Origin of the sequence: Xanthobacter nonsaccharivorans (assembly GCF_043194755.2) — a bacterium.
GTDB classification, from domain to species: Bacteria; Pseudomonadota; Alphaproteobacteria; order Rhizobiales; family Xanthobacteraceae; genus Xanthobacter; species Xanthobacter autotrophicus_G.
This window is the reverse complement of sequence record NZ_CM195526.1, coordinates 4,692,074-4,711,337: the sequence shown is the minus strand read 5'-3', so window position 1 is coordinate 4,711,337 and position 19,264 is coordinate 4,692,074. Positions and strand designations below refer to the sequence as shown.

Annotated in this window: 18 protein-coding genes; 5 read left to right on the top strand and 13 right to left on the bottom strand. The window is 71.3% G+C overall.

From position 1 onward, the window contains the following. Nucleotides 1-54: 54 nt before the first annotated feature. The 3 genes from paaK to paaG are packed head-to-tail and all read right to left on the bottom strand — an operon-like array spanning nucleotide 55 to nucleotide 2,663. Nucleotides 55-1,377, bottom strand: coding sequence for a phenylacetate--CoA ligase PaaK (gene paaK, locus V5F59_RS21485; RefSeq protein WP_393980963.1), 1,323 nt, complete (start codon nucleotides 1,375-1,377; stop codon nucleotides 55-57). 18 nt (nucleotides 1,378-1,395) lie between these two features. Beyond that, a complete protein-coding gene (gene paaI / locus V5F59_RS21480; protein ID WP_393980965.1) occupies nucleotides 1,396-1,881 on the bottom strand; it encodes a hydroxyphenylacetyl-CoA thioesterase PaaI in 486 nt (161 codons plus the stop codon). Further along, nucleotides 1,878-2,663 (bottom strand): 2-(1,2-epoxy-1,2-dihydrophenyl)acetyl-CoA isomerase PaaG, encoded by a 786-nt coding sequence (gene paaG / locus V5F59_RS21475; protein WP_393980967.1) that lies wholly within the window; start codon nucleotides 2,661-2,663, stop codon nucleotides 1,878-1,880. The genes paaI and paaG overlap by 4 nt, the downstream gene beginning before the upstream one ends. A gap of 123 nt (nucleotides 2,664-2,786) precedes the next feature. Between paaG and paaN the strand changes: the two genes are divergently transcribed. Genes paaN through paaZ form a run of 4 tightly spaced genes read left to right on the top strand, consistent with a single transcriptional unit; the run spans nucleotide 2,787 to nucleotide 9,821 of the window. Next, nucleotides 2,787-4,436 carry a phenylacetic acid degradation protein PaaN gene (gene paaN, locus V5F59_RS21470; protein ID WP_393980969.1) on the top strand — a complete coding sequence of 550 codons (1,650 nt, stop codon included), beginning with the start codon at nucleotides 2,787-2,789 and terminating at the stop codon, nucleotides 4,434-4,436. 25 nt (nucleotides 4,437-4,461) lie between these two features. Then, nucleotides 4,462-5,670, top strand: a complete 1,209-nt coding sequence (gene pcaF, locus V5F59_RS21465; protein ID WP_393980971.1) for a 3-oxoadipyl-CoA thiolase — start codon at nucleotides 4,462-4,464, stop codon at nucleotides 5,668-5,670. Between the two features lie 3 nt (nucleotides 5,671-5,673). Next, nucleotides 5,674-7,764 carry a 3-hydroxyacyl-CoA dehydrogenase NAD-binding domain-containing protein gene (locus V5F59_RS21460; protein WP_393980973.1) on the top strand — a complete coding sequence of 697 codons (2,091 nt, stop codon included), beginning with the start codon at nucleotides 5,674-5,676 and terminating at the stop codon, nucleotides 7,762-7,764. Next, on the top strand, nucleotides 7,761-9,821 hold the full coding sequence (gene paaZ, locus V5F59_RS21455) for a phenylacetic acid degradation bifunctional protein PaaZ (protein ID WP_393980975.1): 2,061 nt from the start codon (nucleotides 7,761-7,763) through the stop codon (nucleotides 9,819-9,821). Before V5F59_RS21460 ends, paaZ begins: the two co-directional genes overlap by 4 nt. Before the next feature lie 7 nt (nucleotides 9,822-9,828). Here paaZ and V5F59_RS21450 read toward each other — a convergent pair whose 3' ends face one another. From V5F59_RS21450 to V5F59_RS21410, 9 genes are all read right to left on the bottom strand, one after another. Beyond that, nucleotides 9,829-10,752, bottom strand: a complete 924-nt coding sequence (locus tag V5F59_RS21450; protein WP_393980977.1) for a CopD family protein — start codon at nucleotides 10,750-10,752, stop codon at nucleotides 9,829-9,831. Between the two features lie 7 nt (nucleotides 10,753-10,759). Continuing rightward, nucleotides 10,760-11,137, bottom strand: a complete 378-nt coding sequence (copC, locus tag V5F59_RS21445) for a copper homeostasis periplasmic binding protein CopC (RefSeq protein ID WP_393980980.1) — start codon at nucleotides 11,135-11,137, stop codon at nucleotides 10,760-10,762. Nucleotides 11,138-11,145: 8 nt separating this feature from the next. Further along, nucleotides 11,146-11,613, bottom strand: a complete 468-nt coding sequence (locus V5F59_RS21440; protein WP_393980982.1) for a hypothetical protein — start codon at nucleotides 11,611-11,613, stop codon at nucleotides 11,146-11,148. 55 nt (nucleotides 11,614-11,668) lie between these two features. Then, on the bottom strand, nucleotides 11,669-12,112 hold the full coding sequence (locus V5F59_RS21435; protein ID WP_393980984.1) for a DUF2946 family protein: 444 nt from the start codon (nucleotides 12,110-12,112) through the stop codon (nucleotides 11,669-11,671). A 138-nt stretch (nucleotides 12,113-12,250) separates the two neighbouring features. After that, complete coding sequence (locus tag V5F59_RS21430; protein WP_393980986.1) at nucleotides 12,251-12,757, bottom strand: RNA pyrophosphohydrolase; 507 nt, start codon at nucleotides 12,755-12,757, stop codon at nucleotides 12,251-12,253. A gap of 107 nt (nucleotides 12,758-12,864) precedes the next feature. Beyond that, nucleotides 12,865-13,494: a GNAT family N-acetyltransferase gene (locus V5F59_RS21425; RefSeq protein ID WP_393980988.1), complete on the bottom strand. Its 630-nt coding sequence runs from the start codon at nucleotides 13,492-13,494 to the stop codon at nucleotides 12,865-12,867. A gap of 262 nt (nucleotides 13,495-13,756) precedes the next feature. Beyond that, nucleotides 13,757-14,029: a 50S ribosomal protein L27 gene (gene rpmA, locus V5F59_RS21420; protein ID WP_393980990.1), complete on the bottom strand. Its 273-nt coding sequence runs from the start codon at nucleotides 14,027-14,029 to the stop codon at nucleotides 13,757-13,759. Nucleotides 14,030-14,050: 21 nt separating this feature from the next. Continuing rightward, nucleotides 14,051-14,395 (bottom strand): 50S ribosomal protein L21, encoded by a 345-nt coding sequence (gene rplU, locus V5F59_RS21415; RefSeq protein WP_393980992.1) that lies wholly within the window; start codon nucleotides 14,393-14,395, stop codon nucleotides 14,051-14,053. A 195-nt stretch (nucleotides 14,396-14,590) separates the two neighbouring features. Next, on the bottom strand, nucleotides 14,591-15,787 hold the full coding sequence (locus tag V5F59_RS21410; RefSeq protein WP_393980994.1) for a linear amide C-N hydrolase: 1,197 nt from the start codon (nucleotides 15,785-15,787) through the stop codon (nucleotides 14,591-14,593). A gap of 402 nt (nucleotides 15,788-16,189) precedes the next feature. Between V5F59_RS21410 and V5F59_RS21405 the strand changes: the two genes are divergently transcribed. Beyond that, nucleotides 16,190-16,588, top strand: a complete 399-nt coding sequence (locus V5F59_RS21405) for an acyl-CoA thioesterase (protein WP_393980996.1) — start codon at nucleotides 16,190-16,192, stop codon at nucleotides 16,586-16,588. 180 nt (nucleotides 16,589-16,768) lie between these two features. Here V5F59_RS21405 and hrpB read toward each other — a convergent pair whose 3' ends face one another. Beyond that, complete coding sequence (gene hrpB, locus V5F59_RS21400) at nucleotides 16,769-19,246, bottom strand: ATP-dependent helicase HrpB (protein ID WP_393981179.1); 2,478 nt, start codon at nucleotides 19,244-19,246, stop codon at nucleotides 16,769-16,771. Between the last annotated feature and the right edge of the window lie 18 nt (nucleotides 19,247-19,264).

Here is a 19,264-nt window from a genome sequence, read left to right as displayed (position 1 = left end):
TGCGCTCCAGGGCGCGACCGGTGGGTGGAGCGGCCTTCGCCGCTCCACTCCGCCTCAGTCCTTCGGGCGGCGGTCGATGATCCGCTTGGCCTTGCCGGCGGCGGTGCGCTCGATGCCGCCGGGCCCGTGCATCTCGATGCGGGTGGTGATGCCGATGGTGTCCTTGATGCGGATGAGGATCTCTCCGGCGCAGGCGAGGCTCGTCTCCACGCCCTCGCGGAACTCGGCATGGACGGTCATCTCGTCCATGCGGCCTTCGCGGATGAGCTCCAGCTGGTAGTGGCCCGAGCACAGGGGATGCGCCAGCAGGATCTCCTCGATCTGGGTCGGGAAGACGTTGACGCCGCGCAGGATGATCATGTCGTCGGAGCGTCCGGTCACCTTCTCCATGCGCCGCATCCCGGGCCGCGCCGTGCCGGGGAGCAGGCGGGTGAGGTCGCGGGTGCGATAGCGGATGATGGGGAACGCCTCCTTGGTGAGGGAGGTGAACACCAGCTCGCCCTTCTCGCCCTCCGGCAGCACCGCGCCGGTGTCGGGATCGATGATCTCCGGCAGGAAGTGGTCTTCCCAGATGTGGAGGCCGTCCTTCGTCTCCACGCACTCCTGGGCGACGCCGGGGCCGATGACCTCGGACAGGCCGTAGATGTCGGTGGCCTGGAGGTCGAACGCGCGCTCGATCTCCTCGCGCATGGCGTTGGTCCAGGGCTCGGCGCCGAAGATGCCGAACTTGAGCGAGGTCTCGCGCGGGTCGAGCCCCGCCTTGGCGAAGCCGTCGAGGAGCGCGAGCATGTAGCTCGGCGTCACCATGATGGCGTCGGGGCGGAAGTCGTTGATGAGCTGCACCTGGCGGTCGGTCATGCCGCCGGACATGGGCACCACGGTGCAGCCGAGCCGCTCCACGCCATAGTGCGCGCCGAGGCCGCCGGTGAACAGGCCATAGCCGTAGGCCACGTGCACCATCATGCCGGGCCGCACGCCGGCCGCGCGGATGGAGCGGGCCATCACGTCCGCCCACATGTCGAGGTCGGCCTTGGTGTAGCCCACCACGACGGGCTTGCCGGTGGTGCCGGACGAGCCGTGGATGCGCGCGAGCTTCTCGCGCGGCACGGCGAACATGTTGAACGGGTAGTTGTCGCGCAGGTCCGTCTTCACGGTGAAGGGGAATTTCGCGAGGTCGGAGAGGTCGCGCAGGTCGGAGGGGTGCACGCCCGCCGCGTCGAACTTCTGCCGGTAGAAGGGCACGTTCTCATAAGCGTGGCGGAGCGACCAGGCGAGGCGCTCGCGCTGCAGCGACATGATCTCGTCGCGCGACGCCCGCTCGGTGGCGTCGAGGCCGGCCTCGTTGGACCGGCCAAAGGAAACTGCCGGCAGAGCCATGTTCATCGTCTCCTCCACTCAATAGGGCTGTTCGCTGTCGCGGCTCTTCGGCGCGCTGTCCGGCGGATCGATGAGGGACCCGCCGATGGTTCGAGAATGCCCGCGAAATTCGGCGATCACCACGCCGTCCTGCATCACCTGGACGTCATAGATGCCCGAGCGGCCGGAGCGGCTGATCTCCCGCGCCCGGGCCACCAGCCGCTTGCCGCGTGTGCCGGGCTTCAGGAAGGTGATGGCGCAGTGGGCCGCCACCGTGCGCGCGTCGTAGGTGTTGCAGGCGAAGGCGAAGGCGCTGTCGGCGAGCGAGAAGATGAAGCCGCCGTGGCCCATGCCGAAGCCGTTGCACATGCGCTCGGTGAGCGTCATGGCGAGGGTTGCGGTGCCGGGGCCCACCTCGAGGATCTCCATGCCGAGGCCCTGGCTCGCAAGGTCGGTGGCCCACATGGCTGCGGCGCTGAGGCGCGCGGTCTCCTCGGGGGAGCGGAGGGTCGTGGCCGCGGTCATGCCGGGCGTCCCGTGAAGGTGGGCTGGCGCTTCTCCATGAAGGCCCTCACGCCTTCGCGATAGTCCGGCGTGCGGCCCGCTTCGCGCTGGGCGTCGCGCTCAAAATCGAGCTGCGCGTCGAGCGTATTGCCGGCGGAGGCGTTGAGCGCCGCCTTGGTGAGGGCGAGGCCCTGCGTCGGCTGGCGCGCGAGATGGGTGGTGAGCGCGCGGGCCTCGTCCATCAGGCTGGCGTCGTCCACCGCCTTCCAGATGAGGCCCCAGGCTTCCGCCTTCTCCGCGCCGAGCGGCTCGGCGAGGAAGGCGAGGGCGCGGGCACGGGCATCGCCGATGAGGCGCGGCAGGAAGAAGGTGCCGCCCGAATCCGGCACGAGGCCGATCTTGGAGAAGGCCTGGATGAACTTGGCCGAGCGCGCCGCGAGGACGATGTCGCAGGCGAGCGCAAGGTTGGCTCCCGCGCCGGCGGCGACACCGTTCACCGCGCACACCACCGGCTTGCGCAGGGCGCGGATGCGACGCACCAGCGGATTGTAGAAGGCCTCGATGGTGGCGCCGAGGTCCGGCGGCGCATCGCTCTGTACCCGGTCGCCGAGATCCTGCCCGGCACAGAAGCCGCGCCCGGCACCGGTCAGCAGCACGGCGCGGCAGGCGTCGTCGGCCGTGCGGTCGAGCGCCGCGGCGAGCTGGCGGTGCAGGTCTTCGTTGAAGGCGTTGAGGCGGTCCGGGCGGTTGAGCGTCAGCTCCGTCCAGCCCTCGTGATACGCCACGATGAGCGATGGCTCCACTTCGTCCTCCCTTGCTGGGCTCTTCAAGAGCCTCTTGAATTAACCGATCGATCGGTTAATCTTTAGCGCAAGGGGCACGGTTGTCAACACCGTCGGACAACGCCCCAGACCAGGGAGAAGGCCATGAGTGATCTCTATCAGGCGCATCGCGCGCTGCTGGACGGCGCGGTCGAGGCGTCGCGCCAGCGTGGCTTCTGGGCGGCCTTCTCCGAAAATCCGAAGACCTATGCCGAAGGGGCGGCCGCCGAAGGCAAGGCGGCGTTCGCGGCGCTGCTGAACGCGCCGTTCGATCTGCCGGGTGTCGCGGCGGCGGATCGCGTCGGGGCGGAAGTCTCGCCCTTCGGTCCGGCGCTCGGCATCACCTACCCGGCGCCAGATGTGGCAGCGCTGGTGGCAGCGGGCGAAAAGGCCGGCGCGGCCTGGGCCGAGGCGGGCGTGGAGACGCGCGTCGGCATCGCGCTGGAAATCCTGGCGCGGCTGAACAAGGCGAGCTTCCTCATCGCCGAGGCGGTGGAGCACACCACCGGCCAGGCCGGCCCCATGGCGTTCCAGGCCGGTGGCCCGCATGCGCAGGACCGCGGCCTGGAAGCGGTGGCCTATGCCTGGCAGGAGATGGCGCGCGTGCCCGGCGCGGTGCGCTGGGAGAAGCCGGCGGGCCGCTCCACCATCCGGCTCGATAAGGATTTCCATGTGGTGCCGCGCGGCGTCGGCCTCGTCATCGGCTGCGCCACCTTTCCCACCTGGAACAGCTATCCGGCGCTCTTCGCCGACCTCGTCACCGGCAATGCGGTGATCGTGAAGCCGCACCCGGCGGCCATCCTGCCCCTCGCCCTCACCGTGAGGGTCGCGCGGGAGGTGCTCGCCGAGGAGGGGTTCGATCCCGACGTGGTGCAGCTGGCGCCGGATACGGCGGAGCGGCCTATCACGAAGGATCTGGCCGCCCATCCCTCCGTCGGCATCGTGGATTTCACCGGCTCTTCCGTGTTCGGCGGCTGGCTCAGGGAAAACCTGCGCGACAAGCTGCTCTTCACGGAAGAGGCGGGGGTGAACACCATCGTCATCTCCTCCACGAAGGCCTTCGCGGCCATGTGCCAGAATGTTGCCTTCTCGCTCTCGCTCTACAGCGGGCAGATGTGCACGGCGCCGCAGACCATCTTCGTGCCGGCCGGCGGCATCGCGACCGACGAGGGGCACAAGAGCTTCGAGGAGGTGGCGCGGGGCATCGCCGGGGCGGTGGACGCGCTGCTCGCCGAGCCGGCCCGGGCCGCGGCCGTGCTGGGCGCGATCCAGAGCTCCGCGACGCTCGCCCGCATCGAGGCGGCCCGCGGCCTCGGCCGCATCGTGCGCGACAGCACGGCGCTGCAGGTGGAAGGCGCACGCACGGCGACACCCCTCATCCTCGCCGTCGATGCGGCGGAGACCGGGGCCTATCTGGAAGAGCGCTTCGGCCCCATCAGCTTCGTGGTCGCGGTCGCGGACGCCGCCGAGGGCGTGGCCCGCGCCACCGCCGCCGCGCGGGAGAAGGGCGCCATCACGGCGGCGCTCTACTCCGTCGACGAGGCCGAGATCGCCAGCGCCGTGCCGGCCTATGCCCGGGCGGGCGTCGCCCTCTCGGTGAACCTCACCGGCGGCATCTATGTGAACCAGAGCGCCGCCTTCAGCGACTACCACGTCTCGGGCGCGAACCCGGCGGGCAACGCCTGCCTCACCGACGCGGCGTTCGTCGCCGGCCGCTTCCGCGTGGTGTGCGTGCGCCGCCCCGCCGCCGCCTGAGCCAACCTATCCCCCGGAGATGATCATGGCGCATGCCTATATCTGCGACTTCGCGCGCACGCCCATCGGCCGCTATGCCGGCGCCCTCAAGGACGTGCGGGCGGACGACCTCGCCGCCCATCCCATCCGCGTGCTGAAGGAACGCAACCCCGGCGTGGACTGGGAGGCCGTGGACGACGTGGTCCTCGGCTGCGCCAACCAGGCGGGAGAGGACAATCGCGACGTGGCCCGCATGGCCGCGCTGCTCGCCGGCCTGCCGGTGAGCGCGCCGGGCACCACCGTCAACCGGCTCTGCGGCTCGGGCCTCGATGCGGTGGGCATCGGCGCGCGCGCCATCATGACCGGCGATGCCGATCTCATCGTCGCGGGCGGCGTCGAGAGCATGACCCGCGCGCCCTTCGTCATGGGCAAGGCGGCGGACGCTTTCTCCCGGCAGGCCGAGGTGTTCGACACCACCATCGGCTGGCGCTTCGTGAACCCGCTGATGAAGGCGCAGTACGGCGTCGATTCCATGCCGGAGACCGGCGAGAACGTGGCGACGGACTTCCAGGTCTCCCGCGCCGACCAGGACCTGTTCGCCTGGCGGTCCCAGCAGAGGGCGCAGGCGGCGCAGCAGGCTGGCTTCTTCGCCCGCGAGATCGCGCCCATCGCCGTCAAAGGCAAGAAGGGCGCCGCCACCTTGGTGGACAGGGACGAGCACCCGCGCGGCGACACCACGCTGGAGCAGCTGGCCGCCCTGAAGACGCCGTTCCGCAAGGAAGGGGGCACGGTGACCGCCGGCAACGCCTCGGGCGTGAACGACGGGGCAGGCGCCCTCATCCTCGCCTCCGAGGCCGCCGCCAAGAAATACGGCCTCACGCCCCGCGCCCGGGTGGTCTCGGTGGTGCAGGCGGGCGTGCCGCCGCGCATCATGGGCATCGGCCCGGCTCCGGCGACCCGCAAGCTGCTGGAGAAGAACGGGCTGTCTCTCGACGACATCGACCTGATCGAGCTCAACGAGGCGTTCGCCTCGCAGGCGCTCGCCGTGCTGCGCCAGCTCGGCCTGCCGGACGATGCGGAGCATGTGAACCCCCACGGCGGCGCCATCGCGCTCGGTCATCCGCTGGGCATGTCCGGCGCCCGCCTCGCCATGACGGCGGTGAGCGCGCTGGAGGCAAGGGGCGGCCGGCGCGCGGTGGCCACCATGTGCATCGGCGTCGGCCAGGGCATCGCCGCCCTCATCGAGAGGGTCTGAGCGATGGACGCCGTGACCTCTCCCGTCCGCATCGAACGCCACGGCGGTGTGGCCGTCGTCGCCCTTGATCATCCGCCGGTGAACGCCCTCTCCAGGGCGGTGCGGCAGGGGCTGCTCGACGCCTTCGCCGCGCTCTGCGCCGACCCGTCGGTCATCGCCATCGTCATCAGCGGCGGGCCCGGGCGCTTCATCGCGGGAGCCGACATCCGCGAGATGAATCTCCCGCCCGATGCGCCCTTCCTGCCCGAGGTGGTGGCGGCCATCGACGCCTGCGCCAAGCCCGTGGTCGCGGCCATCGCCGGCGCGGCGCTGGGCGGTGGATGCGAGATCGCCCTCGCCTGCGATGCGCGCCTCGCCGGACCGAAGGCACTGGTGGGCCTCACCGAGACGCGGCTCGGCATCATCCCCGGCGCGGGGGGCACGCAGCGGCTGCCGCGCCTCCTCGGCACGGCGCAGGCCATCTCCCTCATCGGCGAGGGCAGGGTGCTGAAGGCGGAGGAGGCACGCGCCATTGGCCTCGTGGATGCGGTGGTGGAGGGCGATGTCCTGGCCGCCGCCATCGACCGGGCGCCAGCCATCGCCAAGCGTCGGCTCTCCGCCGCGGCGGTGCCGGCCGGCGACGCGGCGGCGGAGGATGCGGCTGCGGCCCGGGCCCGCAAGGCGGCGAAGGGCGTTCCGGCCGTCGCCGAGGCCATCCACGTCATCCGCGCCGCGGGGGAGGGGGATTTCGCCGCCGGGCTTGCCGCCGAGCGGGCAGCCTTCCTCGCCTTGCGCGAGAGCGCCGAGGCGAAGGCGCTCCGCCATCTGTTCTTTGCCGAGCGCGAGGCCGGCAAGGTGCCGGGCCTTCAGGGCGCTGTGGCGCGGCCCCTCGCGCGCGTCGCCGTGATCGGCGCCGGCACCATGGGCGCGGGCATCGCGGTGGCGATGGCGGATGCCGGCCTGGAGGTCGCCCTCGTGGAGCGGGACGCGGATGCCGCGCAGGCCGGCATCGCCCGCGTGCGCGATCTCTATGGGCGGCAGGTGAAGGGCGGCCGCCTCTCCGAGGCGCAAATGGCGGAGAAGCTGGCCCGCGTCGCGCCAACCGCTGACTGGGCGCAGCTTGGGTCCGCCGATCTGGTGGTGGAGGCCGCCTTCGAGGACATGGGCGTGAAGACGGATATCTTCCGCCGCCTCGATGCGGTGGCACGTCCCGGCGCGGTGCTCGCCACCAACACCTCCTATCTGGACCTTGACGCTATCGCCGCCGCGACCTCGCGTCCGCAGGACGTGGTGGGCCTGCACTTCTTCGCCCCGGCCAACGTGATGAAGCTGCTGGAGGTGGTCCGGGCGGCACGCACCGCGCCAGACGTGCTCGCCACCGCTTTGGCGCTGGGCCGGCGCATGGGCAAGCAGGCGATCGTCGCCGGCAATTGCGACGGCTTCATCGGCAACCGCATCTATGCCGTCTACCGCCGGCACGCGGAATATCTGGTGGAGGACGGGGCCGCGCCGGAGGAGGTGGATGCGGCGCTGGAGGCCTACGGCTTCGCCATGGGCATCTTTTCGGTCTCCGACATGTCGGGCCTCGACATCGCCTACGCCATGCGCCAGCGCCGCGCGGCGACCCGTGATCCGAACGAGCGCTACGTGGCCATCGCCGACCGGCTGGTGGAGCAGGGCCGGCTTGGCCGCAAGACGGGGGCCGGCTGGTACGCCTACGACGCGGCGGGGACGAAATCCGCCGATCCCGTCGTGGCGGAGATCATCGCCGTAGCGCGGACGGAGAAGGGCATCGCGCCACGCGCTTTCAGCGCGCCGGACATCCAGCGCCGGCTCCTGGCGGTGATGGCCAACGAGGGGGCGAAGGCGCTCGCCGAGGGCATCGCGCTGCGGGCTTCCGACATCGATCTCGCCTTCGTCAACGGCTACGGCTTCCCGCGCCTGAAGGGCGGCCCCATGTGGGCCGCCGACGCCATGGGCCTGACGGAGGTGCTCAGGGAAGTGGAAGCAGCCCACCAGGCGGGAGGCGCAGGCTCCGAGCCCGCGCCGCTCCTCGTCGAGCTGGTCCGCAAGGGATGCACATTCGCCGGATGGCGGCAGGGAGAAGAAGAATGACCCGGATCCTGGAAAGCTACGCCCTCGACCGCTGGTTCGGCGCGACCGGAGGATTCGCGGACATCCCCAGCGCCATCGATGCCCATCCGGTGGCCCGCGCCTCGACCCAGGGGCTCGACTTCGCCGCCATGGTGCGCCACGCCCGCACGGTCGGAGGGCCGGCCCTGCGCGCCCTCACCTTCCACCAGCGCGCCGACATGCTGAAGGCGCTCGCGGCCTACCTCTCCACCCGCAAGGAGGCGCTCTACGCCCTGTCCGTGGACACCGGCGCGACGAAGCGGGACAATTTCTTCGACATCGACGGCGGCATCGGCACGCTCTACGCCTATGCCTCGCGCGGGCGGCGGGAGCTGCCGGGCGAGCGCTTCGTGGTGGAGGGCGCGCCGGAGAGCCTCTCCAAGGGTGGCACCTTCGTGGGCGGCCATGTCCTCACTCCGCTCCATGGCGTCGCGGTGCATGTGAACGCCTTCAACTTCCCCTGCTGGGGCATGCTGGAGAAGCTCGCCCCCGCCATTCTCGCCGGCGTGCCGGTGATCACCAAGCCGGCCACCGTCACCTCCTACGTGGCGGAGGCGGTGGTCCGCCTCATCGTCGAGGCGAAGATCCTGCCGCCGGGAGCGTTGCAGTTCGTCTGCGGCGGCACGGGCGACCTCATCGACCACCTGACCGGGCAGGACGTGCTTTCCTTCACCGGATCGGCGGAGACCGCCCGTGTGCTTAGGGATCATCCTGCGGTCGCGCGCAACAGTGTGAAGTTCATCGCCGAGCAGGATTCCCTGAACGCCGCCGTGCTCGGCCCGGATGCGGGGGAGGGGACGCCGGAATTTGACCTATTCGTGAAGGAGGTGGTGCGCGAGATGACGGTGAAGGCGGGCCAGAAGTGCACCGCCATCCGCCGGATCCTGGTGCCGCGGGCGCAGGAAAGCGCGGTGATCGCGGCGCTCAAGGCGCAGCTCTCGGGCATCGCGGTGGGCGACCCGCGCCGGGACGACGTGCGGATGGGCCCGCTGGTGGGCCTTGGCCAGCGGGCGGCGGTGCGGGCGGCCATCGCCGCCATCGCGGCGGAAGCGGAGATCGTGCACGGCGATCCGGAGATGGTCGCGCCGGTGGGCGGCGATGCCGCGGCGGGGGCGTTCATGGCGCCGGTGCTGCTGCGCTGCCCCGCGCCGCTGGAGGCGGTGGCCCCCCACGCGGTGGAGGCCTTCGGCCCCGTCGCCACGGTAATGGCCTATGACAGCCTGGACGATGCCGTGACGCTCGTGGCGAAGGGCGAGGGCAGCCTCGTGGCCTCCGTCTTCACCTATGACGCAGAAGTGGCGGAGGCGCTGGTGTTCGGCATCGCCGCTTTCCACGGGCGCGTGCTGGTCGTCGACCGCGACTGCGCGAAGGAATCCACCGGCCACGGCTCGCCGCTGCCCGGGCTTGTCCATGGCGGCCCCGGACGGGCCGGAGGCGGCGAGGAGATGGGCGGCCTGCGCGGCGTGTTCCATTATCTCCAGCGCACCGCGCTCCAGGGCTCGCCGGCGCGGCTCTCGGCCCTCACGCGCACCTGGCTTCCCGGCGCGCCGGCTCCCGTCCCGCAGGAACATCCCTTCAGGCGCGACTACGACCGCCTCGCCATCGGCGACACGGTGGAGACACCCGCGCGCACCATCACCATCGAGGACATCGAGCACTTCGCCCACTTCACCGGCGACACCTTCTACGCCCACATGGACGAGGCGGCGGCGAAGGCGAACCCCTTCTTCCCCGGCCGCGTGGCGCACGGCTACCTCATCCTGTCCTTCGCCGCGGGCCTGTTCGTGGATCCGGCGCCGGGGCCGCTTCTGGCCAATTACGGGCTCGACAACCTGCGCTTCCTGAAGCCGGTCTCGCCGGGCGACGCCATCCGCGTGCGGCTCACCGTCAAGCAGAAGCAGCCGGCGCGGAAGGCGGAATATGGTGAGGTCCGCTGGGACGTGGAGGTGTTCAACCAGGACGGCGACACGGTGGCGCGCTACGAGCTCCTGACCATGAGCGCGCGCCTCACCGAGCCGGCGCTGGCGGCGGCGAGCTGATCCCGCTCTACGGCCCCGGCGGGGTCACCCCCAGCACGGCGGCGAGGGCGAGCACGCCGAGCGCCAGCCCCAGCTCGGCGAAGATGTTGACGCACACTCGGCCGAGGTCGCCGGCCGGGTCCCGCGCGCGGACAAGGCGGGCCGAGAGGCTGCGGTTGCGGGTCGCGAGGAGCAGAAGGAGCGCGAACAGCAGCCCCTTCGCCAGGATGATCTGCCCGTAGGCGGTGGAGATGAGTTCGCCCGGTGTTGAAAGGTGGAGGGCGGCGTTCGCCGCCCCGCCCAGCCCGGTCAGCGCCACCGCGCCTATTCCCATGCGGGAGAACCGCCACAGCACCGGCGCGGCGCGCCGGGCGGCTTCCTGCGGCGCGGCTCCTTGGAGCGTGATCCGCCGCCAGTGCAGGAGCAGGGCGGCGAGGGGCACGAGCCCGCCGATCCAGGCGGCGGCGCCCAGCAGATGAAGTCCGTAGGCGAGGGGCAGGCCGATGCGGCTGAAGCCGCTGCCCGCCGCCGCGTGGCCGAGCCAGGCTTGCGTCACCAGCAGCAGGCCCGCCAGGACGGCGACCGGAGCCGTCGCAGCCTCGCTCTTTCCGGCACGCCAGACGGCAAGGATGAGCACCGCCAGCAGGACGAGGCGCAGCAGCCACGCCCGGCCGAAGCCGGTCTCAAGGAGGATCACGCTGATCACCTGCGCATCCATGAAGCCCAGGGGATCGCCGGTGATGTCCGCCAGCGACCAGCCGGCCCAGGCAAGCGCGGAGAGGAGCGCGAGCGGCGCGGCGATGGCCGCCGCCCGGCGCACCCACCGGCGCGCGACCGCCCGGTCCCCCTCCGCCCCGTGGGGGAGGCCGTAGAGGAGGAACAGCGGCGCGCCGAACAGGACGAAGAGCGCGGCGAAGTGGACCCACCGCGCGCTGAGCAGGACCGGCCACATGACGCGGCTAGTTCCCGACGGTGAAGCTGAAGCCGCCTTCGATCTTGTGGCTGTCCACCGAGATCACCTTCCAGCGCACCTTGTAGACGCCATTGGCCAGCGCCTTGCCGAGCTTCAGGACCAGCCCCTTCGGATCGGCGGGATCGGCGGCGGCGCCGGAGGCGACGGCCGAGCCGTCGGCGCGGGTGAGCTGGATGGAGGAGAGCTTCGCCTCCACCGGCTCGCTAAAGGTGAGGCGGACTTCGGTGGGTCCGTCGGCGACGGTGCCGCCGACGGACGGGACCGCCTTCTCGAGGTGGGCGTGGGCGGCGGCCGGAAGGCTGGCGCCGAGGCTGAGGAGACCGGCCAGGGCGGCGCAGGCGATGAAGGAGCGGGTGCGGTTCATGGTGCGGCTCACGGAAAGAGGGGCTTGCCCAGGGTGTTGGGGAAGATGTCGTCGAGGAAGACATGCTGCTGCCCGATCACGCCCACATGGCTGCTGCTCGCGGCATTGATGGGGATGAGCGCCTCCACGCCCACCTGCACCGCCCCGTTGGCCCAGATGAGGCCGGGGTTGATGATGCCGGTGGCCCGCCGCGGCCCGTCGCCGATGTGGGAGGCGGGCGTCTCGAACGAGGCCTCGATGATGGGGGTGAGCTGCCTGAGGAAGTCCGGCGCGCCGGTCATGGCGCGCACATGCTGGTCGAGATAGGACAGGCTGTATTGCAGCGACAGGCCCCAGGTGACGACCCGGTCGCCGGCAATGCCATGGGCGGCGGCGGCCTGGGGGCGCAAGGCTTGGGGTCGCAAGGCTTGGGGCAGCAAGGCGAGGGTCAGGCCGGCCAGTGCTGTGAAGCTGGCGGCCGCGAGGCGGCGATGCATCTGATAACCTCCTGGAAAACCGAAAAGTCGGCGCGCGCAGGGGGCGCACGCCGGTTCAGGCGGCCTGAGCGGCTTCCATGAGGTGGGGCGGTGCGCGGGGTGGTGGCCCGCGCTTGAAGGCGGCGGCGCCGATGACTTCGGTGCGGGGAACGGCAAGGACGAGGGCGCGGATGCGGGGCATCGCCGCCGCCGGTTCCGGCCGGGGCAGCGGACCGGTCAGGTCGGCGGCCCATTGGCAGGCGAGGCAGTCGTTGCAGCAGGGGTGGCCGCTTTCGCCCTTGCCGCCCTGCTCTCCCCCTTGCGCGGCATCGTGGGTGCACAACACGCCAGCGTCGGCGAGGGCCTGCATCTGGGCCGCCGCCTGCAGGCGGCCGGCATCGACGCCGGCCCGCGCGCCGAGGAGCGGGACATTGAGCAGGAAGGCGAGGAGGACGGCCCAGGAGAGCAGCACGCGCGCGGCGGCGGCCCGGGCGTTCGCCCGTCCCCCTTGGCTCCGCATGCTGCGCTGACGTCCCACGCCCGATCGCTCCTCGTGCCGGGAAAGCTTACCTGCGCCGCGGAAGGCCGCAATGTCTTATGTCAGGTCAGCGCGGCGGGCCGCCCGCCTTTGTGGCCGAACGGCCGCACCTTTTGCCGTTCAGCCCTCGGCGAACCGACGGAAGTGGCGCACCACCTCGCCATAGACGTCGCGCTTGAAGGGAATGACAAGATCGGTGACGGCGTCGAGGTTTTCCCAGCGCCAGTCCATGAATTCCGGCTTGTGGTGGCCGCCGCCCGGCTTGGAGATGTTGATCTCGCCGTCGAGGCCGGTGAAGCGCAGGGCGAACCACTTCTGGGTCTGCCCCCGGTACTTGCCCTTCCAGGCCTCGCCGGCGATGCGGCCGGGCAGGTCGTAGGAGAGCCAGTCCTCGATCTCGCCCAGCTTCGTCACCGAGCGGATGGAGGTTTCCTCATAGAGCTCGCGCAGGGCCGCGTCGAACGGATCCTCGCCCTTGTCGATGCCGCCCTGGGGCAGCTGCCAGGAATGGGTCGCGTCCACATGCTCCGGCCCGCCGATGCGGCGGCCGAGGAAGACCTTGCCGGCGCCGCTGAACACGCACAGGCCCACGCAGGGGCGATAGGGGAGATCGTGATGCTTGCTCATCGGGAAGGTCCGCGCTCTGGGTGGTGTGCGCGCCCCTGATGGCCCGCGCGGCGTCGCCGCGCAAGGCCCAGTCCGGCGGGCAGGGCGCATCTTCCCGATCCCGGCCCTCAGTGCGCGGTGCTGTGGCGCGGGAGGGCGGTGGAGCCCCAGGCCCGCAGGGAGGCCCAGGTGCGCCGGTCGAGCTGGAAGCGGTCCACCGGCACCGAGGCGCCCAGCGCCCGGACCCGGGTGAGGCCGACGCCCGACCATTGGAAGCCGCACTTCTCCAGCACCCGGCGCGAGCCCGGATTGACCACGCGCGCCGAACCGAGGAGGAGCGAAAGCCCGGTTTCGGAGAAGGCGTAGTCGATCACGGCCCGGACGGCCTCGGTGGCGATGCCGCGGCCCCAGAAGGGCTCGCCGATCCAGTAGCCGATCTCCGGCGCCGGCTCGGGCGGGCGGCGGCCGAAGGAGACCATGCCGGCGAAGGCGAGGGCGCCCTCGCCCTTCATGAAGACGGCGAAGGTGGCGCTGTCCGGCGTCGCCGCGAGGGTCTCGACGAAGGCGTGGGCGTCGGATTGGCGGTAGGGGAAGGGCAGGTTCGCGGTCATTTCCGCGATCTTGCGATTGTTGGCGAGCTCCGCGACGGCGGCAATGTCCTCGAGGCGCGGCGCGCGGAGCACCAGCCGCTCGGTTTCGAGGACGGGGATACAGCTTTCCGCGAGCAGCGCTCCGGATGGCGTCTCACACAAGGTCATGGCGGGCTCCTCAAGGCCGGAGTACGCGCCGATCCGATTGCATCGCAATCCGATCGGATAACGCGTTCTCCTTCTCAGATTTGGAGGGCGATTCACCGATCGGATTGGTTCAATCGGATCGGATCGCGCTCCGGACAAACGAAAACCGGGGAGAGGGTTGTCCCGTCTCCCCGGTTCGTGTCTGAGCTTTGAAGAGGCCCGCTCAGGCGCCCACCGGTTCGACGAGACCGGCGGGATCCTGCATTTCGTCAGGTCTCGCCGTTTATTCGGCCGCCTCGGCGGCGGCGGGGATCACGGATACGTAGGTGCGGTCGTTGGCTTTGGTTTGGAAGAACACCTTGCCTTCCACGAGGGCGAACAGGGTATGGTCCTTGCCCATGCCCACGTTGGTCCCCGGATGCCATTTGGTGCCGCGCTGACGCACGATGATGTTGCCGGACACCACGTCCTGGCCGCCGAAGCGCTTCACGCCAAGACGGCGACCGTCGGAATCGCGACCGTTACGGGACGAGCCGCCTGCCTTTTTATGAGCCATTGTTGCTCTCCTCGTTCTCTATCAGGCGCCAGCGGCGGCTTCGGCCTTGACGGTCTCGCCCAGGCCGGAAATCTCGGTGATGCGCACGACGGTGAGGTCGGCGCGGAAGCCGCGCTTGCGGCGGGAATTCTGCCGGCGGCGCTTCTTGAAGGCGATCACCTTGTCGCCGCGGGTGTGCTCGACGATCTCACCGGTCACGGTGGCGCCGTCCACATGGGGCGCGCCGACGGCAACGGTGGCGCCGCTCAGCAGCAGCACCGGGAAGGTGAAGATGGAGCCGACCTCGGCGTCGAGGTGGTCGATGGTGATTTCATCAGCGGCGGCAACGCGATACTGCTTGCCGTTTGCCTTGATGACCGCGAACATTCTTGTCTCGCTTTCGTGTTCCGCCGCGCCTCGAAGGGCGGGCTTCTTCCGGTCGGGTTTTCGGGATGCAGGCACAGGTACCCACGCGAAGTGGGTCCGATACACCATGGCCCGCCGAAAAGTCAACGTTGGACGCCCGCGAACCTGCGCCTTTCGCGTGTCCTTCCTGTGTTTCCCCCGCGCGCGGGCGGCCCTTCAGTCCACCTTCACCGGCATGAAGACGAACGGCTCGGCTGGCTCGAACTGCGGCACGGCATCGCCTGAATAGACCTTGCCGCCGGTGAGCGTCAGCCTCTTCACCGGCGCGCCGGGCTTCAGGTCCAGCTCGCCGAGGGGCACCCAGAAGCTGTTGGGGCTGGTGGAGGAATCGAAGAAGTAGACGCGGTTCTTCTGGTCGCTCACCGTCCGCCACAGGGTGGAGGAGAGGTTGGGCTGCCCCGGCGTCGAGAGGCCGAGGGGCACGCTCACCGCCCGCATGACGCCGGCGACGCTGGCCACCGCCTGGTTGGCGTAGGACTGGTCCGGCACGGCGGTGATGATGGCCGGCTCCGCCTTGGTGGGAATGGCGCGGATGAGGTAGCTCGCCCGCGCGAACCGGTCCGCCGCCCGGTAGGTGCCCGGCAGGAAGACGTTGCCGCCGATCTCCTGCCAATAGGTATTGAGCGCGAGCTGCTGGTCGTAGGACGGCGAATTGGTCATCACCTGGTACTGCCGGCCATGGTGGATCACCAGCTTGCCGCCGAGATACTCGAAGATGGCGCTGTCGCCGGAGGCGTCGGACAGGGCGAGGTGGAGCTGCGCCGCCCGCCCGTTGGGCAAGTTGGCCGTCACCACCACGAAGGGCTCCTTCGCCAGCGCCTCCACCGCCTCGGTCACCGTGGCGAAATTGTCGAGCACATATTGCGCCCACAGGCTGATGGAGAGGGCCGGCCGGCCATCGGGCTTCGCATATTCGGATTCGGCGAGATAGAGCAGGTTGGCGACGAGGCCCTTCTCGTTCATGCCGTCGGCGGTGCCCACGTCATAGCCGGAGGCGATGACGCTGCCATATCGGGAGACCCACCTGGGGGTGTTGGCGCCGGCCGCGCCGCTGCGGGCGATGCCGGCTGGAAGGGCCCACAGGTTGGTGCGCATGTCGTCCGCCCAGTCCATGGAGCGGCCGGTGATCACCACGTCGTCGCTACCGAGATAGACGGCGCGGGTGCAGGCGCCGGCGGGCGTCGCCCCGAGCGCCAGCGTCCCCGCCGCTCCAAGGCCGGCCGCGACCAGGCCCGGCCCCTGGAGGCTGCCGATGCCAAGCACCGCCGCGCACAGCAGGCGGGCGGCGAGCGGGCGCTTCCCGGGGCGGGGCTGTCGGGGCGAGGGGGCGTGGGGAGCGGAAACGGCGCGCATCTTCGGGGCCTCCGGCGAATGGCTCATCTGCCTATACCAGAGGTCCGCGGGTCACCGGCAAGCCCGATCGCGGCCCGCCGGGGAGAGCCCCGGGTCGACGGCTTCAAAAGGAAGGCGGGTTCGTGTGCTCCGTTCGCAGCCGCGCGGACCCGGTCGAGGGACCGGCGAGGACACGCGCAGGATGGAGAAGGAAGCGGGGAGATACCGGCTCCGCCCACACAGCAAGGCGGAGCCGGTCATCCATGCCCTGTCTGCCCCGAAAAGACATGGACAAGTGCATAAGAGCATCACCCCCACCCCCTTTCTCTGAGATGGATCAAATTTGGCTGCCGAAGAACACTTTTTTGGCTATGGGCAGTCTCAGACTTTGGGCGAATGCGCCTCAGGCGCGTGGAGAGACGGATGCTCGACAAGGAGTCGCAGATGCCGGACGAGGTTCCGGTCATCCGCACCATTGCCATGCCGGCGGACACCAATCCGAACGGGGACATCTTCGGCGGCTGGCTGATGTCGCAGATGGACCTTGCCGCCGGCAACGTGGCGGCGCGGCGGTCCCGCGGCCGCGCGGCGACGGTGGCGGTGGAGGCCATGAGCTTCCTGTCGCCGGTGGCGGTGGGCGACGAGGTGAGCCTGTTCGGCCGCGTGGTGAAGCTGGGGCGCACCTCCATGCGCATCGAGGTGGAGGCCTGGCGCCGCGCCCGCGCCAGCGAGGAGACCACCAAGGTGACGGAAGCGGTCTTCACCTTCGTCGCCATCGACGAGACCGGCCGTCCGCGCCCCATTCCCGCCGAGGGGGTGTGACGCCAGAGCCCCGCGAGCCTGGCTCGCGGGCTTTCTGGTCAAGCCTGCGCGGCGCTTGGGCGGCCCTCTTGGCACTGACCACTTGGCACCGGCTACTTGGCACCGGCTACTTGGCACCGGCTACTTGGCACCGGCCAAAGACCGGGGCCGGTGGTCTGAGGACAGCCCCCGGTTCCCTCGTCAGGTCCCTCTGGGCTTTGCCCGTGTGGTGGGCGGCGCCTCGGCGGGATTTTCCGGCCAGGGATGCTTGGGATAGCGCCCGCGCATGTCGGCGCGCACGTCCCGCCACGAGCCGCGCCAGAACTGCGGCAGGTCCTTCGTCACCTGGATGGGGCGGTGCGCCGGGGAGAGCAGGGCGAGGGTCAGGGGCACGCGCCCGCCGGCGATGGCCGGATGGGCGGTGAGCCCGAACAGTTCCTGCACCCGCACGCTCACTTCCGGCCCGCCCTCGGCTCCGTAGTCGATGGGCAGGCGCGAGCCGGTGGGGGCGGTGAAATGCGTCGGGGCTTCCGCCTCCAGCCGCGCGGTCAGCTCATAAGGCAGCAGGGCGTGGAGCGCATTGGCGAGGTCGCCGGCGGTGATCTCGGACAAAGCCGTCCGGCCGGAGAGGAACGGCGCGAGCCATGCGCTGGCCGTGGCGTTGAGCGCGTCATCTGAAAGATCGGGCCACGGCTCCCCCTCCGCCGCGCGCAGGAACAGGACGCGCTCGCGCCACTGCCGCGCGGCGGCGCCGAAGGGCAGGCGCTCCAGGCCGAGGCCGGCGAGGCCCTCCGCCAGGACCCGCGCCGTTTCCGCATCCGCCGGCACGGGGCGGGGCTGGGAAGAAAGGACGATGGCCTTCAGCCGGCGCACCTCGCGGGCGCGCACGGCCGCTGCCTCCGGGTCGAAGGCGATCTCCGTGCCGCTGGTGATGTCGGCGGCGAACATCTCTTCCACTTCGGCCTGCGACAGGGCGGCGGCGAGCGAGATGCGCGCGGCCTCCGCCCGCCCGCCGACCTCGGCGATGGCGAGGAACGGCGCCTTGGCCAGGGAGGAGGCCGGGTCCATCACCGCCCCGCGGCCGTTGGCGAGGAGGAAGCGGGTGCCGTCGCCACGCGCCTTTGCCACCCGGTCGGGAAAGGCGAGGGCGAGCAGGGCGGCGGGGGAGGGCGCGCCGGCCTCGGCCCGCGAGCTGCCGCCGGCGCTCTCGGCCCAGCGGCCGGCGAGGCGGCGGGCGTCCTCGGCCCGGCGGGAGCGCTCGCGGCGGAACCCGTCCAGGCGGTGGAGGAGGTCCACGCTGTCGCCGCCGAGGCCGCGCTCGGTCAGGAGGGCGGCGATCTCCGCCGCCTCCCGCGCGGCGCCACGATCGGCCCCGGCCGCCACCATGTGGGCGAGGCGCGGTGGCAGGGGAAGGCGCGCCATGCGGCGGCCCATCGGTGTCACGGCCTCCTCGGGGTCGAGGGCGCCGAGGAGGCGCAGCAGGGTCTTCGCCTCGGCCACCGCCGGGGCGGGCGGCGGATCGAGGAAGGGCAGGGAGGACGGATCGCGCACGCCGACGCGGGCGAGGTCCAGCACGAGGCCGGTCAGATCGGCGGCGAGGATCTCCGGCGTGGCGAAGGCGGGCAGGCTTCCCGTCTCGCCCTCGCCCCACAGGCGGTAGCACACGCCGGGCTCGGTGCGGCCGGCGCGGCCCCGGCGCTGGTCGGCGGCGGCGCGGGAGACGCGCACGGTCTCGAGCCGCGTCAGCCCCACGTCCGGCTCGAAGCGCGGCACGCGGGCAAGGCCGCAATCCACCACCACCCGCACCCCCTCGATGGTGAGGGAGGTCTCGGCGATGGAGGTGGCGAGCACTACCTTGCGGCGGCCGGGCGGGGCCGGCAGCACCGCGCGGTCCTGCTCCGCCGCGTCGAGGGCGCCGAACAGGGCCACCACGTCCACCGCCGGGTCGCGCACCTGGTCGAGCAGCAGCCCCTCCGTGCGCCGGATCTCCGCCGCGCCGGGCAGGAAGGCGAGGATGGAGCCGCTTTCCTGCCGCAGGGCGCGCAGGATGGCGTCCGCCATCTGCCGGTCGACGGGCACGCGCGGCGCGCGGCCCAGATAGGTGGTCTCCACCGGAAAGGCGCGGCCCTCGCTCTCGATCACCGGCGCGGCGGCGCCGTCCGGGCCCATCAGGGCGGCGACGCGGGCACCGTCCAGCGTCGCCGACATGGCGAGGAGGCGCAGGTCCTCCCTGAGGCCCCGCTGGGTGTCGAGGGCGAGGGCGAGGCCCAGGTCCGCATCGAGGCTGCGCTCGTGGAACTCGTCGAACAGCACGGCGGCGACGCCCGGCAATTCCGGATCGTCCAGCACCATGCGGGTGAAGATGCCTTCCGTGACCACCTCGATGCGGGTACGCCGCGACACCTCCGAGGCGAGGCGCGTGCGGAAGCCCACGGTCTCGCCCACGCCCTCGCCGAGGGTCTGGGCCATGCGCCGGGCGGCGGCGCGGGCGGCGAGGCGGCGGGGCTCCAGCACCAGGATCTTCCCGCCCGCCACCCAGGGCTCGCCGAGGAGGGCCAGGGGCACGCGCGTGGTCTTGCCGGCGCCCGGCGGGGCCACCAGCACCGCGCAGGGGGCGCCGGCAAGAACCGCGCGGAGGTCGCCGAGCACGGCGTCGATGGGCAGGGGCGTGGGGAACATGAGGGTGGCGGACAAGGG

Excerpts from the sequence above, each read along its gene's own strand:
- paaN (WP_393980969.1), top strand. The coding sequence starts at position 2,787 with ATGAGTGATCTCTATCAGGCGCATCGCGCGCTGCTGGACGGCGCGGTC.
- paaZ (WP_393980975.1), top strand. The coding sequence starts at position 7,761 with ATGACCCGGATCCTGGAAAGCTACGCCCTCGACCGCTGGTTCGGCGCG.
- rpmA (WP_393980990.1), bottom strand. The coding sequence starts at position 14,029 with ATGGCTCATAAAAAGGCAGGCGGCTCGTCCCGTAACGGTCGCGATTCC.
- V5F59_RS21425 (WP_393980988.1), bottom strand. The coding sequence starts at position 13,494 with ATGACCTTGTGTGAGACGCCATCCGGAGCGCTGCTCGCGGAAAGCTGT.
- paaK (WP_393980963.1), bottom strand. The coding sequence starts at position 1,377 with ATGGCTCTGCCGGCAGTTTCCTTTGGCCGGTCCAACGAGGCCGGCCTC.
- rplU (WP_393980992.1), bottom strand. The coding sequence starts at position 14,395 with ATGTTCGCGGTCATCAAGGCAAACGGCAAGCAGTATCGCGTTGCCGCC.
- V5F59_RS21410 (WP_393980994.1), bottom strand. The coding sequence starts at position 15,787 with ATGCGCGCCGTTTCCGCTCCCCACGCCCCCTCGCCCCGACAGCCCCGC.
- pcaF (WP_393980971.1), top strand. The coding sequence starts at position 4,462 with ATGGCGCATGCCTATATCTGCGACTTCGCGCGCACGCCCATCGGCCGC.
- V5F59_RS21450 (WP_393980977.1), bottom strand. The coding sequence starts at position 10,752 with ATGTGGCCGGTCCTGCTCAGCGCGCGGTGGGTCCACTTCGCCGCGCTC.
- paaI (WP_393980965.1), bottom strand. The coding sequence starts at position 1,881 with ATGACCGCGGCCACGACCCTCCGCTCCCCCGAGGAGACCGCGCGCCTC.
- V5F59_RS21430 (WP_393980986.1), bottom strand. The coding sequence starts at position 12,757 with ATGAGCAAGCATCACGATCTCCCCTATCGCCCCTGCGTGGGCCTGTGC.
- V5F59_RS21440 (WP_393980982.1), bottom strand. The coding sequence starts at position 11,613 with ATGCATCGCCGCCTCGCGGCCGCCAGCTTCACAGCACTGGCCGGCCTG.
- V5F59_RS21460 (WP_393980973.1), top strand. The coding sequence starts at position 5,674 with ATGGACGCCGTGACCTCTCCCGTCCGCATCGAACGCCACGGCGGTGTG.
- V5F59_RS21405 (WP_393980996.1), top strand. The coding sequence starts at position 16,190 with ATGCTCGACAAGGAGTCGCAGATGCCGGACGAGGTTCCGGTCATCCGC.
- copC (WP_393980980.1), bottom strand. The coding sequence starts at position 11,137 with ATGAACCGCACCCGCTCCTTCATCGCCTGCGCCGCCCTGGCCGGTCTC.
- V5F59_RS21435 (WP_393980984.1), bottom strand. The coding sequence starts at position 12,112 with ATGCGGAGCCAAGGGGGACGGGCGAACGCCCGGGCCGCCGCCGCGCGC.
- hrpB (WP_393981179.1), bottom strand. The coding sequence starts at position 19,246 with ATGTTCCCCACGCCCCTGCCCATCGACGCCGTGCTCGGCGACCTCCGC.